Source organism: Streptomyces sp. NPDC048434, from assembly GCF_043200375.1.
GTDB lineage: Bacteria > Actinomycetota > Actinomycetes > Streptomycetales > Streptomycetaceae > Streptomyces.
In genome coordinates, this window is record NZ_JBICXQ010000029.1 from 20,994 (window position 1) to 41,611 (window position 20,618).

Sequence of the window (20,618 nt, forward strand, 5' to 3'; positions counted from 1 at the left end):
AGGCCCCTGAGACGGCACGGGAGGCGATTGTCAGGGCTGCGTCAGATACCGCTGGAGGGTCGGCGCCACCATGGCGATGATCTCCTCCGTGTCCGCCGAAGCGACCGGGTCCATCTTGATCACATAGCGCAGCATGGCAATCCCGATGAGGTGCCCGGCGGCCAGCTGCGCCCGGAACTGCGGGTCGGGTACGTGCAGTTCGCCCGCCACCCGCTGCAGCATCCGCCGCTCGATGAGCCCGCGCAGCACCGCCGCCGCGGTGTCGTTGGTCAGCGCCGAGCGCATGATCGCCAGCAGCGGCTGCCGGGTGACCGGGTTCTCCCAGACGCCGAACATGAAGCGGGCCATCCGCTCGCCCACCGCTTCACCGCCGCCCGCGATCGCCTCCGGCATGGTCAGCGCGGGCGCGAAGGTCAGCTCGATGGCGGCCTCGAAGACCTGCTCCTTGGTGCCGAAGTAGTGATGCACCAGCGCCGCGTCCACCCCGGCCGCCTTGGCGATACCGCGGACCGAGGTCTTGTCGTAGCCGCGCTCGGCGAACTCCGTACGGGCCGCGGCCAGAATCCGCTCACGGGCGCCGGGCCCGGCCTCGGCGGCGGCACGGGCCGGGCGGCCCCGGCGGCGGGCCGGTGCGGGCGGCGTACCGGGCCCGGGGGACGCGTCGTCCGGCCCGTTGCCGCTGCCGCTCACGAGCCCGGGACCCAGGTCGGCGAGGCGAGATGCAGCCGGGTGAAGGCCAGCGCCTCGGCCAGGTCGGCCTCGCGTTCGGCTGCGGACATCGCCCGCCGGGTGTTGACCTCGACCACCACATGGCCGTCGAAGCCGGTGGCCGCCAGCCGCTCCAGCATCGCCGCGCAGGGCTGGCTGCCGCGCCCCGGCACCAGGTGCTCGTCCTTGGCGGAGCCGTTGCCGTCGGCGAGATGGACATGCGCCAGCCGGTCGCCCATCCGCCCCATCATCTCCAGGGCGTCGCTGCGGGCGGTGGCGGTGTGCGACAGATCGACCGTGAAGTGCCGGTAGTCGTCGTTGGTGGGGTCCCAGTCCGGGGCGTACGCCAGCATCTCGCGGTCCCGGTAGCGCCACGGGTACATGTTCTCGACGGCGAACTTCACGTCCGTCTCGTGCTCCATCCGCCACACCCCGCGGACGAACTCCCGGGCGTAGCTGCGCTGCCAGCGGAACGGCGGGTGCACGACCACCGTCGAGGCACCGAGCTTCTCCGCGGCGGTGCGGGCGCGCTGGAGCTTGACCCACGGGTCGGTGGACCACACCCGCTGGGTGATCAGCAGACACGGGGCATGGATGGCCAGCACCGGCACGCCGTGGTAGTCCGAGAGCCGGCGCAGCGCCTCGATGTCCTGGCTGACCGGGTCGGTCCACACCATGACCTCGACACCGTCGTAGCCGAGGCGCGCGGCGATCTCGAAGGCCGTCGCCGTCGACTCCGGATACACCGAGGCCGTGGACAGCGCGACCTTCGCATCCGGGATGCGCACCACTGGCTCTGTCACGAAGGACAGCGTACGGGCCGGGGCCGGGCGCAGGGCAGGAGGTCCGACAGCCGCGGCCCCCTGTCGGTTCGGGCGGGGGACCGTGGGACGGGGGGCCACGGGTGTGCCGGGAGCGGCCGGGGCGTGACGAGTCTCACGAACGCCGGGCGGGCGGCGGACAGTCCGGGGCCCTCCTTACGGCGGGGCGGTCCAGGGCCTGTCCTACGGCAGGTGACCCGGAGCCTGTCCTTGCGGCGGGCGGTCCGGGACCTGCCCATACGGCGGGCGGTCCGGGCCCGCCTTACGGCATCCGCGCCCGCCCTACGGCAGGTGATCCAGCCGCCGCAGAATGACGCCCTCGCGCAGCGCCCACGGACAGATCTCCAGCGTCTCGACCCCGAACAGATCCATCGCCGCCTCGGCGACCAGCGCCCCGGCGAGCAGCTGCCGCGAGCGCCCCTCGGACACACCGGGCAGCGTGACCCGCTCCTCCGCGGACATCACCCCCAGCCGCGGCACCCACTCCTCCAGCTTCTTACGGGTCAGCTCCCGCTGGACGTAGAGCCCCTCCCCCGAACGCGCGGCGCCCGCGATCCGCGCCAGCTGCCGGAAGGTCTTGGACGTGCCGACGACCCGGTCGGGCGTCCCGTAACGGGTGAATTCGCTCACCACCCGGGCGATCTCGGCCCGCACCCGGCGGCGCAGCGTCCGTACGTCATCGGGCTCCGGCGGGTCACCGGGCAGATCGCCCGCGGTCAGCCGGCCGGCGCCCAGCGGCAGCGACACCGCCACGTCCGGGTCCTCGTCCAGGCCGTACGCGATCTCCAGGGAGCCGCCGCCGATGTCCAGCACCAGCAGCCGGCCCGCCGACCAGCCCAGCCACCGGCGGGCGGCGAGGAAGGTGAGCCGCGCCTCGTCCTCACCGGAGAGCACCTGCAGCTCGACCTCGGACTCCACGGCCACCCGGCGCAGGACCTCCTCGCCGTTGGTGGCCTCGCGGACCGCGGAGGTCGCGAACGGCAGCACGCTCTCGACGCCCTTGTCCTCGGCCACCTGCAGCGCCTCCTGCACGGTGGCCACCAGCCGCTCCACCCCGGCATCGCTTATCGCGCCGGACTCGTCGAGGAGTTCGGCAAGGCGCAGCTCCGCCTTGTGCGAATAGGCGGGCAGCGGGCGCGCGCCCGGGTGCGCGTCCACCACCAGCAGATGGACCGTATTCGAACCCACATCGAGGACACCGAGTCTCATACGGGGAAACCTACTGCGCGCGTCACTCACTCTTGTCGTCGCGGTGCGCACCGTGACGCGCCTTAGGCTGGAGTCGTGGCTAAGACGAAAAAGGCGAAGCACGAAAAAGCGCTCATCAAGGAAGAAAAGCGGCGCTCTCAGGCGACTGAGGGGGCGCGGTCCCCGAAGGAGGCCACGGCCGACGAGGTCGGACTCGACTTCGCCCGCGCCTGGGTCACCTTCCCCGACCCGGCCGACGACGAACAGCTCTTCCGCTGCGACCTGACCTGGCTGACCTCCCGCTGGACCTGCATCTTCGGCAGCGGCTGCCAGGGCATCCAGGCCGGCCGGGCGGACGACGGCTGCTGCACGCTCGGCGCGCACTTCTCGGACGACGACGACGAGAAACGGGTGGCCGAGCACGTGGCCCGGCTCACCCCCGACGTGTGGCAGCACCACGACGTGGGCACGGAGTCGGGCTGGGTCCAGGAGGACGAGGACGGCGAGCGGCAGACCCGGCGCTGGGAGGGCTCCTGCATCTTCCAGAACCGCCCAGGCTTCCCGGCCGGCGCGGGCTGCTCCCTGCACCTCCTCGCGCTGCGCGAGGGCCGCGAGCCGCTGGAGACCAAGCCGGACGTCTGCTGGCAGCTGCCCGTCCGCCGCACCTACGACTGGATCGACCGGCCGGACGACACCCAGATCCTGCAGGTGACGATCGGCGAGTACGACCGGCGCGGCTGGGGCCCCGGCGGCCACGACCTGCACTGGTGGTGCACCTCGGCGACCTCGGCGCACGGCGCGGGCGACCCGGTCTACGTCTCGTACAAGCCCGAGCTGACCGAGCTGATGGGCAAGAAGGGCTACGCCAAGCTCGCCGAGCTGTGCGAGGAGCGGCTGGCGGCGATGCTGCCGATGGCGCCGCATCCGGCGGACCCCACGCCCCCGAAGCCCCCGAACAAGCCGCAGAAGCAGAAGTAAGCGCGCTCCGGGGCCGCCGGTGCCGACACGGCCCCGGAGCGCTCAGCGGGCGGGATGCGTCGTGTTCGACGGTGTCGAGGACGGGGCGGGGCCGGTCGGCTTCGGGGTCGGCGCCGGAGGCGTGGGGGTGGGCGTCGGGGACGTCGGGGTCGGCGTGGGTGTCGGCGCCGGGTGCGAGGGGCGCGGCGTCGGCTTCGGCTTCGCGGGCGTCGGGCGCTGCGGGCCGGGGGCCGGCCCGGTCGTGCCGTAACCCTTCATCGTGACGGAGGTGCCGCCGGGATCGATGGCGATCCTGGCCCGCCAGTGACCCGAGGGCTCCCGGTCATGGTCGATATAGACGGTGATCGTCGTGGACTCGCCCGGCCGCAGCGTGCCCGCCGTATGACTCATCTGCAGCCAGGCCGCACCCGCCGATGCACGCCAGCGCACCGGGGCGCTGCCCGCCGCACTGAGCGTGATGACCGTGGTCCGGCCGCTGGGCTCCGCGGCGATCGTCAGCCGGCCGGGGCCCTTCTCCGCCCGGCTGCTCGGCTCACCCGGCCGCTGCCGGGTGCCGTCCGCGCTGATCACCTCGACGGACACGTCGGGCGTCCCGTCGCCGCCCCGGAAGCCGGGCTCCGGCGTCGTCCGGGCATTGCCGGCGTTCTCGTACGGGCGACCGCCCAGCTGCTCCCCGGCCTCCGTGTCACTGGCCGTCACCGAGGGCGAGGCGGCCGCCGCCTCGTCGGTGGCGGGGCCGCCGTGGTAGGCCGCCCACAGGGCCAGCACCGGCGCCGCGATCACCGTGGCGACCACGGTGGTGGTCAGCGCCCGGCCGCGCAGCCTGCGCCGGCGAGCCACCCGGTCCGTAGGGGGGCCGACGGGAAATCCGCTGCGGTCATAGCGAGGAGAACCGTTTGCCCCACCCGTCCGGCCACCGCGCCCCGCACCGGCCACGCCCTCCGCACGGCCCGACTTGGTGCCCCGCGCCGCCGCCAGCGCACCGAGCACGGCCTCACGGGGCGCGGCGACCAGCGGCAGCGAACCCCGGGCCACCGGCGCGGTGCCCGGCCAGGTCCCCGGCACGGTCGCCCGCTCGGCGGTCCGCCGGCACTCGGCACAGTCGTCGACATGGCGCACCAGCTCCCGGCTCAGCGCCGCGCCCAGCAGCATCTGGGTGTCCCCCGCCAGCTGAGCGACCTCGCGGCAGCGGCCGGACTCGACGACGGCCAGCGCCGCCCGGGTCCGCTCCACCTCGCAGGACGCGGTGGCCAGCAGCGCGCGGGTGGCGATCGGGTCGGCGCCGAGCACCGCGGCGACCTCGTCGGCCGAGAGGTGATGGCGCACCGACAGCTCCAGCGCCTCACGCTGCTCGGGGGTGGTGCCGGCGGCCTCCGGCCAGGCCAGCGCGGCGAGTTCACGCTGCCGGCGCTCGGCCTCGGCAACGGCCGGGCCGGTGGCGTCCGGGCCCTTGACGGCCGAGCCCTTGGCGGCCGGGCCGGTCCGCTCGGCGAGCCGGCGCAGACAGGCCCAGCGGGCCAGGGCGTAGAGCCAGGAGCGGTACTGCGCACGGTCGGTGGGGCGCCTGCCCTGGTGCCGCTCGGCGAGCGCGAGCATCTCGCCGAGCACCGCGGTCGCCGCGTCGTGCTCGCACAGCACCGACAGGCAATAGGTGAACAGCCCGTCCAGGTAAGGCTCGTAGCTATCGGGGCGCGTGTCCGGGGGACGCGCGGCGTCCGGGCCGGGCCGCTCGGGCGGCTGCGGCCGGCTCCGGCGCCGCGCGTCGCCGCGCGACCGGTGTGCGCCGGTGGAGTGCGTGGGGTGCTCGGGCCTGCTGCTCATCACCCCGGCGACGGTAGGCGGATGATGCAGCCGGTCTCGCTCGCGTTGGACACTTTTAACCCTTACGGGTGACCATCTCCCTCAAAAGAGGACACGAATGGCCCTTTACACGGCCGGTGCACTCCGTGTGCGGCACCCGGTCGGTGCAACGGACGATGCGGGCGGCCGTCCCCGCTCCCGAAGCGCTCGGACACCGGCTCCCCCCGCCCCTCACGAGGCCGGGGAAGCATTGTCAGACCCCGCCGCTACGGTGACCCCATGGCAACGCGTAAATCCTCGGGCAAGGAGCGCCCCTCCTACCGCTGTACGGAATGCGGCTGGACCACCGCGAAGTGGCTCGGCCGCTGCCCCGAATGCCAGGCGTGGGGCACGGTCGAGGAGTTCGGCGGCGCCCCCGCGGTGCGCACGACCGCACCCGGCCGGGTCACCACCGCGGCCCTGCCCATCGGCCAGATCGACGGCGGACAGGCCGCCGCCCGCTCGACGGGCGTGCCCGAACTGGACCGCGTCCTGGGCGGCGGACTGGTCCCCGGCGCCGTCGCGCTGCTGGCCGGCGAGCCCGGCGTCGGCAAGTCCACCCTGCTGCTGGACGTCGCCGCCAAGGCCGCCTCCGACGCACACCGCACGCTGTACGTCACCGGCGAGGAGTCCGCCAGCCAGGTCCGGCTGCGCGCCGACCGCATCGGCGCCCTCGACGACCATCTGTATCTGGCGGCCGAAACCGACCTCTCCGCCGTCCTCGGCCACCTGGACACGGTCAAGCCCTCCCTCCTGGTCCTCGACTCGGTACAGACCATCGCCTCACCCGAGATCGAAGGCGCCCCCGGCGGCATGGCCCAGGTCCGCGAAGTGGCCGGCGCACTGATCCGGGCATCCAAGGAACGCGGCATGTCCACCCTCCTGGTCGGCCATGTCACCAAGGACGGCGCCATCGCCGGACCGCGCCTCCTGGAACACCTCGTCGACGTCGTCCTCCACTTCGAAGGCGACCGGCACGCCCGGCTGCGCCTGGTCCGCGGCGTCAAGAACCGCTACGGCACCACCGACGAGGTCGGCTGCTTCGAACTCCACGACGAAGGCATCACCGGCCTCACCGACCCCTCCGGCCTCTTCCTGACCCGCCGCGCCGAGCCCGTGCCCGGTACGTGCCTGACGGTGACCCTGGAGGGCCGCCGCCCGCTGGTCGCCGAGGTCCAGGCACTGACCGTCGACTCCCAGATCCCCTCCCCCCGGCGCACCACCTCCGGCCTGGAGACCTCCCGGGTCTCGATGATGCTCGCCGTCCTGGAACAGCGCGGCCGCATCAGCGCCCTCGGCAAACGCGACATCTACAGCGCAACGGTCGGCGGTGTGAAGCTCACCGAACCCGCCGCAGACCTCGCGGTGGCCCTCGCCCTCGCCAGCGCCGCCAGCGACACCCCCCTCCCCAAAAACCTCGTCGCCATCGGCGAGGTGGGCCTCGCGGGCGAGGTCAGAAGGGTCACCGGAGTCCAGCGCCGGCTGTCCGAAGCGGCCCGGCTCGGCTTCACCCACGCCCTCGTCCCCTCCGACCCCGGCAAGATCCCCGACGGAATGCGGGTAATGGAGGTCGCCGACATCGGACAGGCCCTCAGCGTCCTGCCCAAGCGGGTACACCGGGAGGCCCCACAGGAAGAGGGCGCACGCCGGTAGACTTTGCCCTGGTCTCGCCCGTCACCGCAGAATTGCCTGTCGGCCACGTACGCTCCGCTGGTACGTCAACACAGCAAGGGCCGGGCGGCCTGCGGACCGACAGACCTTGCAACGGAGGAGTGCAGTGGCAGCCAACGACCGGGCATCGACTCCCGGCAGGTCCGGTGGCAGTTCCGGTACCGAGAGCCTGATGCGCGCCACACTGAGCGCCGTCGCGCCCGGTACGGCCCTGCGCGACGGACTGGAGCGCATCCTCCGCGGCAACACCGGCGGACTGATCGTGCTGGGCTTCGACAAAACCGTCGAATCCATGTGTACCGGCGGCTTCGTCCTCGACGTGGAGTTCACCGCGACGCGACTGCGCGAACTGTGCAAGCTCGACGGTGCGCTGGTCCTCGACAAGGACATCACCAAGATCCTGCGGGCCGGAGTCCAGCTCGTCCCGGACGCCTCCATCCCCACGGAGGAGACCGGCACCCGCCACCGCACCGCCCAGCGCGTCTCCATCCAGGCCGGCTTCCCGGTCGTCTCCGTCAGCCAGTCGATGCGCCTGATCGCCCTCTACGTGGACGGCGAACGCCGCGTCCTGGAGGAGTCGGCCGCGATCCTCTCCCGCGCCAACCAGGCGCTGGCGACCCTGGAGCGCTACAAGCTCCGCCTGGACGAGGTCGCCGGCACCCTCTCCGCCCTGGAGATCGAGGACCTGGTGACGGTCCGCGATGTCACCGCCGTCGCCCAGCGCCTGGAGATGGTCCGCCGGATCGCCACGGAGATCGCCGAGTACGTCGTCGAGCTCGGCACCGACGGCCGGCTGCTCACCCTCCAACTGGAGGAACTGATCGCCGGCGTCGAACCGGAGCGGGAACTGGTCGTCCGCGACTACGTCCCCGAGCCGACCGCCAAGCGCTCCCGCACCGTCGTCGAAGCACTCGCCGAACTGGACGCGCTCAGCCACACCGAACTCCTCGAACTCCCCACCGTGGCCCGCGCGTTGGGCTACAGCGGAGCACCCGAGACACTGGACTCCGCGGTCTCCCCGCGCGGCTTCCGCCTGCTGGCGAAGGTCCCCCGGCTGCCCGGCACGGTCATCGACCGCCTCGTCGACCACTTCGGCGGCCTGCAGAAACTACTCGCGGCCAGCGTCGACGACCTCCAGGCGGTCGACGGCGTCGGCGAGGCCCGCGCCCGCTCGGTCCGCGAGGGACTGTCGCGACTGGCCGAATCGTCAATCTTGGAACGGTACGTGTAGCCGGTGGGGGCCAGTGGAGCTCCGGTTTCGTCCTGCAGTAGGGAGCTCCGGCTTCGTCCTGCAGTAGGGGCGGGCTTCGTCCCGTAGCAGGGGGCGGGCTTTCGTCCGAAGTGGAGCGCGGGCTTCGTGCTGCGCTCGCATCATGGGCGGGCCGGGTTGGGGTCGGGGCTGGGGCTGGGGCGCAGGTTCTCGCTGGTGCCCTGGTGCCCTGGTGCCCTGGTGCCCTGGGCCGTCGGCGCTCGGTCAGCCGGCCCGGCGCAGCGCCTTCGCCTCCTTCTCCGGGGCCAGGCCGAGTACGGGGCGGTCGGGGCGTTGCGGGGCCACCCCGCCGACGGTCTGCAGCCAGGCCCACGTGTCGGCGACGGTTTCGCCGACGGGACGACAACGCAGCCCGGATGCCAGGGCCTTGTCAGCCCTTCGCTCTCAGTCCTCGGCCAGAACGAACGACGTATGGACCGCTTCCAGCCCCGGCACCTTGGCCTCGATCAGATACTTACCGGCCGGCACCGTGGCCGAGCTCGGAGTGGCGCACTGCGGGCCGCTGGCCCGGCGGTCCCACACGATGGTGCGCTTCACGGAACCCTTGGCCGGAACCTGCAGCAGCGCGGGCCGGGTGCCCGACGGGCAGTCGTTCGAGGCCCACACCCGGTCGTCGCCCGCGGTGTCGGTGATGGTGAGTACCGCGGCCTTCTGCCCAAGATCCACCTTGCACGCGGCACCGGCCGCATTCTTGACCGTCAACTCGAACTTCGGCTTGGCACCCGGCGCATAGGAGTTCTTGACGCTGTGCAGCACCAACTCCACCTTGCCGGATACGCAGTTGGGGAGCGAGGAGGCGGCCTCGACGGCGTTCTTGCCCGAGCCCTGGCCGATCGGCCCACCGGGAACGGAACCGGAACCCCCGGAGCCCGCGCCGGAGTCACCACCGGACTCATCGCTGCCGCCACCAGCGGAGCCCGAGCCGCTGCCGGAACCGGAGCCCCCGCCACCGCCCGACTCATCGCGCCCGCCCGGCTTTTGATCGTTTACCGGTCCACTGGAGGAGGGCCCCGGCGTGATGGACGTCGCGGGTCCCTTTCCGTGGGGCCCCTTGCCCTCGTCGTCACTCTTGCCGCCGCTTGCACCCAAGTTGAGGGCCCACACGACCAGAAGGGCGAGCAGTGCGACGATGCCCAGCGCAACGGCCCTCCGCCGCCAGTAGATGGAGGAGGGAAGCGGCCCGATCGGATTGCGCAGTGATCCCACGCGGAAACTCTACGAGAGATCGGCAGCCGCACCGGCCAGTACCCGCCGCATCCGGCTGCAACTTTTCCCATCATCGGCCCGGAGACGGCTTCCGATCGGCCCACAGACGGCTTACCGACCGCGTTTACGGCCCTAACGGGCCTGATGCCCCGTTAGGGCTGGGTCTGCTCCGCTCCGGCCTTGCTTTCGCCAGATGCACCCTTGATGACCCGCGAAGGGGCACGGGCGGGCGCCCCGGCCTCACGGGCTCGACCACTCCTCCTTGTGACCGAAGCCCTGCCCGTTGTCGATCAACCGCAGCCAGTCGGGGCACAGCTCCCACAGCGTGGTCCGCTCCAGGGCGTCACGCAGCCGGTCGCTCGCCGCGACGAAGGGGAAGCGCTCCAGATAAACCCGCCAGCCGGCCGCCCGCTCGGCACCGGTCAGGGCGCGGCAGCGGCCCCGCCCCTGAAGTCCGGTCAGGCCGCTCCACTCCTGACCGTCCCGCTGCGCCGTGAACGCAACCCGCGCGCCGGGCTCCGCAAGGGCCCGGCCGTGCCGCGTCGTGGCCGCGGTGACGAAGTACAGCGCGGGCCCGGCGCCGACTGCCGCACCGCCCTGCGCGTCGGCCACGTCGGCCACGTCGGCCGCACCGGTCGCGTCGGCCGCACCGGTCGCCCGTGTCACGCCGGTCGCGCCGGCCGCATGGCCCGTGTCGACCGCACCTGCCGCATCGCTCACGTGGGCCGCACCGACCGTGTCCGCCGCGTACAGCACCGCGCACGCCTGCGGCCCCTCCTCGTCCACGTACGCCAGCGTCATCGTCGTATGCGCGGCCAGCGCCCGCCGGATCCCCTCCGGGCAGGGTTTGCCGCCTACTCCCGCCGCACCGCCCGATTCCGCCGCACCGCCCGATTCCGCCGCGTCGCCCGACCTCGCCGCGTCCCGCACCCCCGCCGCAGCATCCAGCCCCGCCGAGCCGCCCGCATCTTCCGTATCGCTCATCTCCGCCATGACCGCATCCTCGCTCCCCGCGCTCGCCGCCCCGCTTGCCGCCTCCATATATTCCAGCAACGATTACAGAGAGTAATCAGTTCCCTCGGATTGTAATCACCGCACCCAGCACCCAGCGCGGCGTACCGCTCGCCCGGGCAGCCTCCCGGCCACCACATGCAGCCTGCCCAACCGCCCCGGCCACCGCGCACCGCTCACCCGGCCTCGCCCCCAACCACCGCGCACCACTCACCCGACCCCACCTCCCCGCCACCACCGCGCACCACTCACACCCCCCACCCACCACCAGCCGCCAGGTACCGCTCACCGCACCCAACCCCCAGCCGCCAAGTCCCGCTCCCCCGCACCCCCTCCCCCGGCCGCCCCGTACCGCCGGTAGCCGCCACCCGTGCGCACCCGGCCGTCCTGCGTGCGGGTGGGCGCGCGGCGGGGCGGGCCCGGTGCGTTTCCCGGGCGACCTTGGACGTGCCAGGATCGGCAGTGCCATGACTTCGACGCCTGTCACCACCACTGCCACGACCGCCGCCACCGAGACCGCTTCCGCCGCCGACGCGGCCGCGGAAGCCGCCGACGGGACCGCGCTGCACGGCCCGGTCACCGACTGGTTCGACGAGCACGCCCGCGATCTGCCCTGGCGCCGCCCCGAGGCGGGCGCCTGGGGTGTGATGGTGAGCGAGTTCATGCTGCAGCAGACCCCGGTCAGCAGAGTGCTGCCGGTCTACGAGCAGTGGCTGGCCCGCTGGCCGCGCCCCGCCGACCTGGCCGCCGAGGCGCCGGGCGAGGCGGTACGCGCCTGGGGCCGGCTCGGCTATCCGCGCCGCGCCCTGCGGCTGCATGCCGCCGCCTCCGCGATACAGGAGCGGCACGGCGGCGACGTACCGCGTGAGCACGGCCAGTTGCTGGCGCTGCCCGGCGTCGGTGAGTACACCGCCGCCGCGGTCGCGTCCTTCGCGTACGGGCAGCGGCACGCGGTGCTGGACACCAATGTGCGCCGGGTGTTCGCCCGCGCGGTGGCCGGCCGCCAGTTCCCGCCGAACGCCACCACCGCCGCGGAGCGCAAACTCGCCCGCCAGCTGCTCCCCCAGGACGAAGAGCTGGCGGCTCGCTGGGCGGCGGCCACGATGGAGCTGGGTGCGCTGCTGTGCACGGCGCGTGCACCGGAGTGCGGGCGCTGCCCGATCGCCGCGCAGTGCGCCTGGCAGCGGGCCGGGTCTCCGGTGCACGACGGTCCGCCGCGTCGCACCCAGGCGTACGCCGGTACCGACCGGCAGGTGCGCGGCAAGCTGCTCGCCGTACTGCGCGAGGCGGTCTCGCCGGTGCCGCAGCAGGCGCTGGACGCGGTGTGGGACGAGCCGGTGCAACGGGCCCGGGCGCTGGACGGGCTGGTCTCGGACGGGTTGGTGGAGCCGCTCGGCGGTGGCCGCTATCGGTTGCCGCTCACGTAGCGCGGCGGTCACCCGTACGGGAGTACCTGTTAGAGAAGAAGAGGGCGCGGTCACTTCGGCGGCCGCGCCCTTCCGTGTCCGGTGGCCTCCCCTGGCCCTCGCCCGCCCTCCAGCCCCCTGACCCGCTGTCACCTTTCGCGTCGCATGACCGGAAAGTGCCCCTGATGCGACCGGAAGAAGACCTTCCGTCTTCCCGGCTGTCGCCGCGTCGCGGCCGGTAGGCCTTCTGGTGGGGGTGCTTCTCCCCCCGGAGTATGACGCTCACCGGGCCTTCGTCCGTCCGAGGTATGACCCCTGGCGGGCTGTTACACAACCGAGGGTTTTCCGTGCACTCCCTGTGGGGCCGACGCACATTACGCCGCAACACCCCCTCCGTAGCGTCTTACTCGTGCTGGAGATGACCGCCAGCACGGTCAACGTGGGGAATCGTAAGCGGATCGGAGGCGTCGGAATGGCGACCAGCGGCGGCAAGGTACTGGACTTCGAAGAGTACGTTCGTACGCGGCAGGAGGCCCTGCTGCGGAGTGCCCGGCGCCTGGTGCCCGACCCGGTCGACGCCCAGGACCTGCTGCAGACGGCACTGGTCCGCACGTACGGACGCTGGGACGGCATCGCGGACAAGTCGCTGGCCGACGCCTATCTCCGCCGCGTCATGATCAACACGCGGACGGAGTGGTGGCGGGCACGCAAGCTGGAAGAGGTGCCCACCGAGCAGCTGCCGGACGCGAGCGTGGACGACGGCACCGAGCAGCGCGCCGACCGCGCCCTGCTGATGGACATCCTCGGGGTGCTGGCTCCCAAGCAGCGCAGCGTCGTCGTGCTGCGGCACTGGGAGCAGATGAGCACGGAGGAGACCGCGGCGGCGCTCGGCATGTCCACGGGAACCGTCAAGAGCACGCTGCACCGGGCGCTGGCCCGGCTGCGTCAGGAGCTGCAGATGCGCGACATCGACGCGCGGATGCTGGAGCGCGGCGAGCGGGGGCGGGAGCGGTGCGCGGCCTGACCGGCGGCGCACGCCACGCGGCGGTACATCAAGCGGAACACCCGCCATTCCGGTACGCACGAGATGAAATGCGTCTTTATCGATGAAAACGGACACAACGCCAGGCGCCTTACGACTCACAGCTCGACGCGCGACAATCACATCAGGAACAGCAGCGGGATCGGCGGCTGTGCGAGCAGCACGGTGAGCAGGAGCGGATTGTCCAGGAACAGGTTGACCAGGATCGGGTTGACCAGAGGCGGCGCGGCCACGGCAGGAGTGGCCGCCGTCGGCCTTTTGCTGGCCGGATGCAATCCGGGGGGCGAGGGCGTGCGCAGCGAGGGATCCGCCGGCACCACCCCCGCGCCCAAGGGCGCGGTGCACACCACCCCCAGCCCCACCTCGACCGCCGGCTACCAGAAGGTCGACGCCGTCAAGCTGGTCAAGGACGCCCCGAAGATCGGCCCGGACGTGAAGAAGTCGCTGGCCGAGCCGTGCGCCGCGGACGAGTACCCGGTCGAGGTGACCTATGCGCCGTTGACCGGCCGTAAGACCCCCGATGTCATCGTCAACGTCATGACCTGCGCGGATTCCGTCGGCATCGGTGCGTATGTCTTCCGCAGGCGCGAGGGCGCCCCGGACGGGTATGACACCGTGTACAGCAATGAACAGCCGTCGGTCTACGCCGGGGTCAACAAGGGCCGGCTGGAGGTTTCCGAGCAGACCTACGCCGCGGGCGACAAGGTGTGCTGCCCCTCCGGTGAGGACGTGACGACCTACCAGTGGGCGGACGGCCGCTTCAGCCGGCGCGGCCGCCCGTATCACACCGACTACAGCACGACCACCGACGACGGCGCCACGCCGGACGACGGTAAGGGAACGGAGGGTTGAGACAACCGCATGGCCGAGACCCATGTGCTTTTCGTCGAGGACGACGACGTCATCCGCGAGGCCACCCAGCTCGCACTGGAACGGGACGGATTCGTGGTCACCGCGATGCCCGACGGGCTCGCGGGCCTGGAGGCGTTCCGTGCCAACCGCCCCGACATCGCGCTGCTCGATGTGATGGTGCCGGGACTCGACGGTGTGAGCCTGTGCCGGCGGATCCGCGATGAGTCGACGGTTCCCGTGATCATGCTGTCGGCGCGCGCCGACTCGATCGATGTGGTGCTCGGCCTGGAGGCCGGCGCGGACGACTACGTCACCAAGCCGTTCGACGGCGCGGTGCTCGTCGCCCGTATCCGCGCCGTGCTGCGCCGCTTCGGCCACGCCAGCGGCCCGGACCGGGGCAAGGGCGCGGCGGCGGAGCTGGACGACGCCACCGAGGCGGTGCTGCGCTTCGGCGATCTGGAGGTCGACACAGAGGGCATGGAGGTGCGCAAGGGCGGCGAGAACGTCGCACTGACGCCGACCGAGATGCGGCTGCTGCTGGAGTTCTCCAACGCACCGGGTACGGTCCTCTCGCGCGACCGGCTGCTGGAACGGGTCTGGGACTACGGCTGGGGTGGTGACACCCGGGTGGTGGACGTCCATGTCCAGCGGTTGCGCGGCAAGATCGGCCAGGACCGGATCGAGACGGTCCGCGGCTTCGGATACAAGCTGAGAGGCTGACACCTCCGGTGGTCAGGCTGGCCCTGCGGACGGGGCTGAGATGGAAGCTCAGCGCCGCGATCGCGCTCGTCGGAGCGCTGGTCGCGATCGCGCTGAGCCTTGTCGTGCACAACGCCGCCCGCCACTCCATGCTCGACAACAGCCGGGACGTGCAGATCGAGCGGCTCAACTTCACGCAGAAGATCTTCGTCTCCACCAACCGGCTGCAGTTCGGCGCGAAGATCGACGACCCTGAGCTGCCGGAAGCGCTGCGCGACGAGGTCGACAAGAACAAGCGCGCCACCTACCTCCAGGACACCGGGCAGACCGCGCCCGAGGTGTGGGCCGCCTCACCGCTCAGCAACGGCCGGGTGCTGTCCGTCCACGACCGTTTCCCCGACCGCTTCGCCGTTCTGGACGATCTCGACCAGGCGCTGGTCATCGGCTCGACCGCGGTGGTGGTGGGCGGCTGTGCACTGGGGGTGCTGGTCGGCGGGCGGCTCTCCAAGCGGCTGCGCAAGGCGGCCGCGGCCGCCGGCAAGCTCGCCGACGGCGACACCGCGGTCCGGATCCGCGACGAGGTCGGCAGCGGGCGGGTACGCGACGAGACCGACGATCTGGCCTACGCCGTGGACGCCATGTCGGACGCCCTGCAGGAGCGCATCGAGGCCGAGCGGCGGGTCACCGCCGATATCGCACACGAACTGCGCACCCCGGTCACCGGTCTGCTGACCGCCGCCGAACTGCTGCCGCCCGGCCGTCCCTCCGAACTCGTACGCGACCGTGCGCAGGCGCTGCGCACCCTCGTCGAGGACGTCCTGGAAGTGGCCCGGCTCGACGGCCATGCGGAGCGCGCCGAACTGCAGGACGTCGCGCTCGGCGAGTTCGTCGCCCGGCGGGTGCGCGCCCTCGATCCGGGCATCACCATCGATGTCGTGCGGGACGCCGAGGTCACCACCGACCCGCGCCGTCTGGAGCGGATCCTCGGCAATCTGATCGCCAACGCCGCCCGGCACGGCAAGCCGCCGATCGAGGTCACCGTCGAGGGGCGGGTCCTGCGGGTCCGCGACCACGGAACGGGCTTCCCCGAGGCGCTGCTGCGCGAGGGCCCCAGCCGCTTCCGCACCGGCAGCAGCGACCGGGCCGGGCGCGGCCACGGCCTGGGCCTGACCATCGCGGCCGGCCAGGCCCGCGTACTGGGCGCCCGTCTCACCTTCCGCAACGCCGATGAACTCACCGACGGCTCGACCGGCGCCGTCTCCGTCCTCTGGCTGCCGGAGAACGCCCCCACGAGTACGGGCAGCTTTCCGGTCATTCACCTTCCGGATCGGTGACAGTTCCGCTGCGCTTGGCTGTCGTCCCACGTGTGCGGGTTGACCGCCGTGCGGGGCCGCTGCGCTTGGCTGCACTCCCACGTGTACGGCTTGACCGCCGTGCGGGCGGTCCGCTGCCCCTTGGCCGCACTCCCCCGTGTCCGGCTTGACCGCCGTGCGGGCGGTCCGCTGCCCCTTGGCCGCACTCCCCCGTGTCCGGCTTGACCGCCGTGCGGGTGTCTCGCTGCCTGACGGCTGGTGAGTCCGCTGCGCGGGGCCGTCGGGGTGCGGTGACGGGCCTGCGCGGGTGGGTGTCCGGACTGCTGCGCTTTACGTCCGGACACCCACCCGCTCCGGCCCGTCACCTCCCGTTGGGGGTGGGGGAAGGACGGTGGGGGTGTGCGTCTCTGGTCGAGCGCCCCGTTGGTCGGCATGGGAACGCCTCCGCCCGTCGACCTTGTCCCCAACCGTGATGGGTGGGGAGACAAGGCCGGCGGGCGGAGGCCGTGGGGCTGTCGGCGAGAAACCGCCACGGCGGGGTCGGCCGACTGCGTAGGAGGAGGATCAGACGGTCTCGGCCACCCGGTCCACCGGGGCGGTGCCGTTCTCCGGGCTTTCGGCGGGCTTGGCCGGGCCGCCGCGCAGTGGCACCTCCTTGAGGAACCAGGCCGCGGCGAAGCCGACGATGCTGATCGCCGCGCCCCACAGGAAGACGTGGTGGGTGCCGGTGGCGACCGCGTGCGCGTAGGCGTCCTTGATCATCGGCGGGAGCTTGGCCAGCCCCTTCGGGTCCATCTGGGCCCCGCCGCTGGTCATCTTCCCGCCGGCCTTGCCGATCCGTTCGAGCATCGTGGACTGCACCTGGTGGGTGAAGATCGCGCCGAAGATCGCGACGCCGAAGGAGCCGCCGATCGTACGGAAGAGGGTGGCCGAGGACGAGCCGACGCCCATGTCCTTCATCTCGACGCTGTTCTGCGCGATCAGCATCGTGGTCTGCATCAGGAAGCCCATGCCGGCGCCGAGCACCGCCATGAAGACGCCCGAGGTGAAGCGTGTGGTGTCGGTGTCCATCAGGGACAGCAGGCCCAGGCCGACGGTGATCAGTGCGCCGCCGACCACCACGAAGACCTTGTACTTGCCGGTCTGGGTGGTGACCCGGCCGGCGAACAGCGACACGGCCATCATGGCGAGCAGCATCGGCAGCAGCAGCAGGCCGGAGTTGGTGGCCGAGGCGCCCTGCACGGTCTGCTGGAAGAGCGGCAGGAAGGTCATCGACCCGAACATCACGAAGCCGACGAGGAAGCCGATCAGGGTGACGAGGGAGAAGTTGCCGTTGCGGAAGATGTGCAGGGGCAGCACCGGCTCGCTGACCTTGCGCTCCACCAGCAGGAAGAGGGCGAGCGCGACCACACCGAGGATGCCGAGGCCGACGATCTGGCCGGACAGCCAGTCGTACTCGGTGCCGCCCCAGGTGGTGATCAGCACCAGCGAGGTGATGCCGACGGTGAGCAGCGCGGCACCGACGTAGTCGATCCGGGTCTGCGACCGCTTCTTCGGCAGATGCAGCACCGCGGTCACCATGACCAGCGCTATCGCGCCGAGCGGCAGGTTGATGTAGAAGCTCCAGCGCCAGCCGAGGTGATCGGTGATGCTGCCGCCGACCAGCGGTCCGCCGATCATGGCGACGGCCATGACACCGGCCATCATGCCCTGGTACTTGCCGCGCTCCCGCGGCGGAATCAGATCGCCGATGATCGCCATGACGCCGACCATCAGACCGCCCGCGCCCAGGCCCTGGACGGCGCGGAAGCCGATCAGCTGCCCCATGTCCTGTGCCATGCCGGACAGTGCGGAGCCGATCAGGAAGAGCACGATGGACGACAGGAAGACGCCCTTGCGCCCGTACATGTCGCCGAGCTTGCCCCAGATCGGCGTGGAGGCGGCGGTGGCGAGGGTGTACGCGGTGACGACCCAGGACAGGTGGTCCATCCCGCCCAGGTCACCGACGATCGTCGGCATCGCGGTGCCGACGATCATGTTGTCCAGCATCGCGAGCAGCATCGCGATCATCAGCGCGAAGAGCACCACCCGTACGCCGGGCGGCTGCTTGGCCGGCCCCGGATCCTGCACTGCTTCCGGTTTCGCCTTCACTGCCGTTTTCCGTCCGTCCCCCGTCGGGGTCGCATGCTGCGACTTCCCCATCACTCACTCCTACTTACTTGCCGCCCGGCTAGTTCAGTACAGTGATGAAGATAAGCGGCAACTAGCCGGGCGTCAAGTAAGTTTCTCTGGTGCCCGGCTGGGCAGCCCTCTGACCAGTACCGACAACGCAGGAGAACACCATGAGCACACAGGCGCGCAGGGGAAACACCCGCCAGCGCATCCAGGACGTCGCTCTGGAGCTGTTCTCCGAACACGGCTACGACAAGACGTCACTGCGCGAGATCGCCGAAAAGCTGGAGGTCACGAAGGCGGCGCTCTACTACCACTTCAAGACCAAGGAAGACATCGTCATCAGCCTGTTCCAGGACCTGGGCAGGCCCATCGACGAGCTGATCGCCTGGGCCGAGGAGCAGCCGCGCACACTGGAGACCAAGCAGGAGCTGATCCGCCGCTACAGCGAGTCGCTGCGCTCGGGCGAGCCGCTCTTCCGCTTCATGCAGGAGAACCAGGCGGCGGTGCGCGATCTGAGCATCGGCGAGACCTTCAAATCGCGCATGCTGACGCTCTTCGGCCTGCTCAAGGAGCCCGAATCGGAGCTGACGGATCAGGTGCGCTGCATCACGGCACTGTCCTCCATGCATGCGGGCATGTTCGCGATGCAGCACGTGGAGGGCGACCCCGAGGAGAAGCGCAAGGCCATCCTCGAGGTCGCCACAGAACTGGTCACGGCGGCAAACCCGCCGCACCGCCGGCCAGCCCGGCCGGACTCAGCTCAGACGGCGTCGCCGTGAGCCCGCAGGAATCCGGTCGGCTCGATGCCCGACCCGTAGTTGGGGCCGGTGCGGACCTCGAAGTGCAGGTGGGGACCGGTGGAGTTACCTGTGCTGCCGGACAGGCCGATCTGCTGGCCGGTGCCGATCTGCTGGCCGACCTGGACCTGTATCTGTGACAGGTGCGCGTACTGGGTGTACGTGCCGTTGTCGTGCTGGATCACAATGGCGTTGCCGTACGCCGGGCCGTCGCCGCCACCGTTGGGGCCGGCCTTGACGACGGTGCCGTGGTGGACGGCCTTGACCGCGGTGCCGGTCGGCACGACGAAGTCCTGACCACTGTGCTTGTGCGACCAGTGGCTGCCGGCGATGCCGAAGGGCTCGCCCAGGGAGTACTTGTTCACGGGCTTGACCCAGGCGTCGGCCTTCTTGGCCGCGTCCTGCTTGGCCTTGGCGGCGGCGGCCTTCGTGTCGGCCACGGACTTCACCTGCGCGTCGGCCTGCGCGGTCACGGCCGAACCGACACCCGAGGTGAGGTTCTGCAGGCCCGCGTCAGCGGCGGTGGCAATACCGGCGCCCAGTGCGGCGGTAACGCCGACACCGGCGGCGACAACGGCGACGCGATTGCGCAGAGCGGACTTCTTCGAATTGCGGAGAGCGGCGAACTTCGACATGCGGGTTTCCTCCAGTGAATTGATTGGTTACCCGGCTGCGGACCGGGATCGCCATTCCTTGGTAACCCGCCTTCGCCGCCCCGCCAAGGGGCCTTTCTACTAACCCGGCCCGTACCGGAAGCCGAGTGAACGAGGTCCTTGCGCGCCCCTCGGAGTTCTACGCGAAACCCCCAAATACGGACATCTTGCACGCCCCCGCGAGCCCGCCACACCCCCTTGAACAGGCCCTTCTCCCATATGGCACACGGGTGCCACATCCCCCCGCGCCGCCACCGCCCACACCCCCCGCCGCAGAACCCGAAAACCCCGGAAGCTCCGCGCCCCGCTTCCCCTAAATTCTTTAGTAGGCCCTGAATCGGCTGTGCGCCATGTCACCGATAATCAAGATCCAACCCCTTTTCGCGGGTCGTTTGCACACCCGATTCGGGGCCGGGGGCCTTTGCGGCCCGGGTTGCTCGGACCTTTGTGACGCGGGTTACCCAGCCTTTGTGACCCGGATTACCCGCCCTTTGTGACGTGAGTTACCCGGCCTTTGTGACCTGAGTTACCCGGGCTCGCCAAATGTCCATATTGGGCGGGAATGGGGGCGCGTTTTCCGTGACCGCCGCCACACCCTTCCGTGCCTGCCACCCCCGCGTGAACCTGGCCGATCCCCACCCCGCCGCCCCGACGGCCGCCCTAGCCTGGCCCGACGGCAGCACCGGCCACGGGGGAGGGCGGACCGCACGATGGACCCGTCAGCACTGGGCATCCGACTCGCCTCCGGCGTGGTCGCCCCGCTCGTCAGGAAGCTCTTCGTCAAGGAGGGGCCCGGAGCCGGACTGGTGGACGGGCCGGTACGGATATCCGGGCTGGTCACGTTCAAGGGCGAGAAGCGGACCCTCACCGACAAGGACCTGCACCAGCTCGCGAAGGAGCTGGTGCACCAGGCCGTACGGTCCGCGGGCCCCGGCGAGCGCCCGCTGCCCGCGGACGAGGAGCCGGCACCAGGGACAGCCTGATCGCCG

Annotated in this window: 18 protein-coding genes and 1 pseudogene; 10 read left to right on the forward strand and 9 right to left on the reverse strand. The window is 71.4% G+C overall.

Annotation, left to right across the window (positions count from 1 at the left end):
- Window positions 1-30: 30 nt before the first annotated feature.
- The 3 genes from ACGFWI_RS29805 to ACGFWI_RS29815 all read right to left on the reverse strand — a co-directional run bounded on the left by ACGFWI_RS29805 (window position 31) and on the right by ACGFWI_RS29815 (window position 2,738).
- On the reverse strand, window positions 31-690 hold the full coding sequence (locus ACGFWI_RS29805) for a TetR family transcriptional regulator (RefSeq protein ID WP_393909149.1): 660 nt from the start codon (window positions 688-690) through the stop codon (window positions 31-33).
- Window positions 687-1,511, reverse strand: a complete 825-nt coding sequence (locus tag ACGFWI_RS29810) for a sugar phosphate isomerase/epimerase family protein (RefSeq protein WP_393909150.1) — start codon at window positions 1,509-1,511, stop codon at window positions 687-689. The genes ACGFWI_RS29805 and ACGFWI_RS29810 overlap by 4 nt, the downstream gene beginning before the upstream one ends.
- Before the next feature lie 300 nt (window positions 1,512-1,811).
- On the reverse strand, window positions 1,812-2,738 hold the full coding sequence (locus ACGFWI_RS29815) for a Ppx/GppA family phosphatase (RefSeq protein WP_393909151.1): 927 nt from the start codon (window positions 2,736-2,738) through the stop codon (window positions 1,812-1,814).
- Window positions 2,739-2,813: 75 nt separating this feature from the next.
- On the opposite strand from ACGFWI_RS29815, the gene ACGFWI_RS29820 reads away from it, so the two are divergent.
- A complete protein-coding gene (locus ACGFWI_RS29820) occupies window positions 2,814-3,695 on the forward strand; it encodes a hypothetical protein (protein WP_393909152.1) in 882 nt (293 codons plus the stop codon).
- 42 nt (window positions 3,696-3,737) lie between these two features.
- Here the strand turns inward: ACGFWI_RS29820 and ACGFWI_RS29825 are convergent, their stop codons facing one another.
- Window positions 3,738-5,516, reverse strand: a complete 1,779-nt coding sequence (locus ACGFWI_RS29825; RefSeq protein ID WP_393909153.1) for a sigma-70 family RNA polymerase sigma factor — start codon at window positions 5,514-5,516, stop codon at window positions 3,738-3,740.
- A gap of 258 nt (window positions 5,517-5,774) precedes the next feature.
- On the opposite strand from ACGFWI_RS29825, the gene radA reads away from it, so the two are divergent.
- Window positions 5,775-7,187 carry a DNA repair protein RadA gene (gene radA / locus ACGFWI_RS29830; RefSeq protein WP_393909154.1) on the forward strand — a complete coding sequence of 471 codons (1,413 nt, stop codon included), beginning with the start codon at window positions 5,775-5,777 and terminating at the stop codon, window positions 7,185-7,187.
- Between the two features lie 124 nt (window positions 7,188-7,311).
- Window positions 7,312-8,436 (forward strand): DNA integrity scanning diadenylate cyclase DisA, encoded by a 1,125-nt coding sequence (disA, locus tag ACGFWI_RS29835; RefSeq protein WP_393909155.1) that lies wholly within the window; start codon window positions 7,312-7,314, stop codon window positions 8,434-8,436.
- Between the two features lie 243 nt (window positions 8,437-8,679).
- Here the strand turns inward: disA and ACGFWI_RS29840 are convergent.
- The 3 genes and pseudogenes from ACGFWI_RS29840 to ACGFWI_RS29850 form a co-directional block, all read right to left on the reverse strand.
- Window positions 8,680-8,844 (reverse strand): annotated as a pseudogene (locus ACGFWI_RS29840) (reductase); the annotation flags it as partial.
- 15 nt (window positions 8,845-8,859) lie between these two features.
- Window positions 8,860-9,681: a hypothetical protein gene (locus ACGFWI_RS29845; RefSeq protein ID WP_393909156.1), complete on the reverse strand. Its 822-nt coding sequence runs from the start codon at window positions 9,679-9,681 to the stop codon at window positions 8,860-8,862.
- Between the two features lie 240 nt (window positions 9,682-9,921).
- Window positions 9,922-10,674: a hypothetical protein gene (locus tag ACGFWI_RS29850; protein ID WP_393909157.1), complete on the reverse strand. Its 753-nt coding sequence runs from the start codon at window positions 10,672-10,674 to the stop codon at window positions 9,922-9,924.
- Between the two features lie 485 nt (window positions 10,675-11,159).
- Between ACGFWI_RS29850 and ACGFWI_RS29855 the strand changes: the two genes are divergently transcribed.
- The 5 genes from ACGFWI_RS29855 (at window position 11,160) to cseC (ending at window position 16,025) form a co-directional block, all read left to right on the forward strand.
- Window positions 11,160-12,119 carry an A/G-specific adenine glycosylase gene (locus ACGFWI_RS29855; protein ID WP_393909158.1) on the forward strand — a complete coding sequence of 320 codons (960 nt, stop codon included), beginning with the start codon at window positions 11,160-11,162 and terminating at the stop codon, window positions 12,117-12,119.
- 397 nt (window positions 12,120-12,516) lie between these two features.
- Entirely contained in the window at window positions 12,517-13,122 is a 606-nt protein-coding gene (locus tag ACGFWI_RS29860) for a SigE family RNA polymerase sigma factor (protein ID WP_392378565.1), read from the forward strand.
- A 309-nt stretch (window positions 13,123-13,431) separates the two neighbouring features.
- Window positions 13,432-13,992, forward strand: coding sequence for a hypothetical protein (locus tag ACGFWI_RS29865; protein ID WP_393909159.1), 561 nt, complete (start codon window positions 13,432-13,434; stop codon window positions 13,990-13,992).
- 9 nt (window positions 13,993-14,001) lie between these two features.
- On the forward strand, window positions 14,002-14,712 hold the full coding sequence (gene cseB / locus ACGFWI_RS29870; RefSeq protein WP_393909160.1) for a two-component system response regulator CseB: 711 nt from the start codon (window positions 14,002-14,004) through the stop codon (window positions 14,710-14,712).
- Window positions 14,713-14,720: 8 nt separating this feature from the next.
- On the forward strand, window positions 14,721-16,025 hold the full coding sequence (cseC, locus tag ACGFWI_RS29875; RefSeq protein WP_393909161.1) for a two-component system sensor histidine kinase CseC: 1,305 nt from the start codon (window positions 14,721-14,723) through the stop codon (window positions 16,023-16,025).
- A gap of 543 nt (window positions 16,026-16,568) precedes the next feature.
- On the opposite strand, the gene ACGFWI_RS29880 is transcribed toward cseC, so the two are convergent.
- The gene (locus tag ACGFWI_RS29880; protein ID WP_393909162.1) at window positions 16,569-18,206 is read right to left on the reverse strand and encodes an MDR family MFS transporter; all 1,638 of its coding nucleotides are present in this window, start codon (window positions 18,204-18,206) and stop codon (window positions 16,569-16,571) included.
- A 140-nt stretch (window positions 18,207-18,346) separates the two neighbouring features.
- On the opposite strand from ACGFWI_RS29880, the gene ACGFWI_RS29885 reads away from it, so the two are divergent.
- The gene (locus ACGFWI_RS29885) at window positions 18,347-18,958 is read left to right on the forward strand and encodes a TetR/AcrR family transcriptional regulator (RefSeq protein ID WP_393909163.1); all 612 of its coding nucleotides are present in this window, start codon (window positions 18,347-18,349) and stop codon (window positions 18,956-18,958) included.
- Here ACGFWI_RS29885 and ACGFWI_RS29890 read toward each other — a convergent pair.
- Window positions 18,940-19,611, reverse strand: coding sequence for a M23 family metallopeptidase (locus ACGFWI_RS29890; RefSeq protein ID WP_393909164.1), 672 nt, complete (start codon window positions 19,609-19,611; stop codon window positions 18,940-18,942). The genes ACGFWI_RS29885 and ACGFWI_RS29890 overlap by 19 nt on opposite strands.
- Before the next feature lie 728 nt (window positions 19,612-20,339).
- On the opposite strand from ACGFWI_RS29890, the gene ACGFWI_RS29895 reads away from it, so the two are divergent.
- The gene (locus tag ACGFWI_RS29895; RefSeq protein WP_393909165.1) at window positions 20,340-20,612 is read left to right on the forward strand and encodes a hypothetical protein; all 273 of its coding nucleotides are present in this window, start codon (window positions 20,340-20,342) and stop codon (window positions 20,610-20,612) included.
- Window positions 20,613-20,618 lie beyond the last annotated feature (6 nt).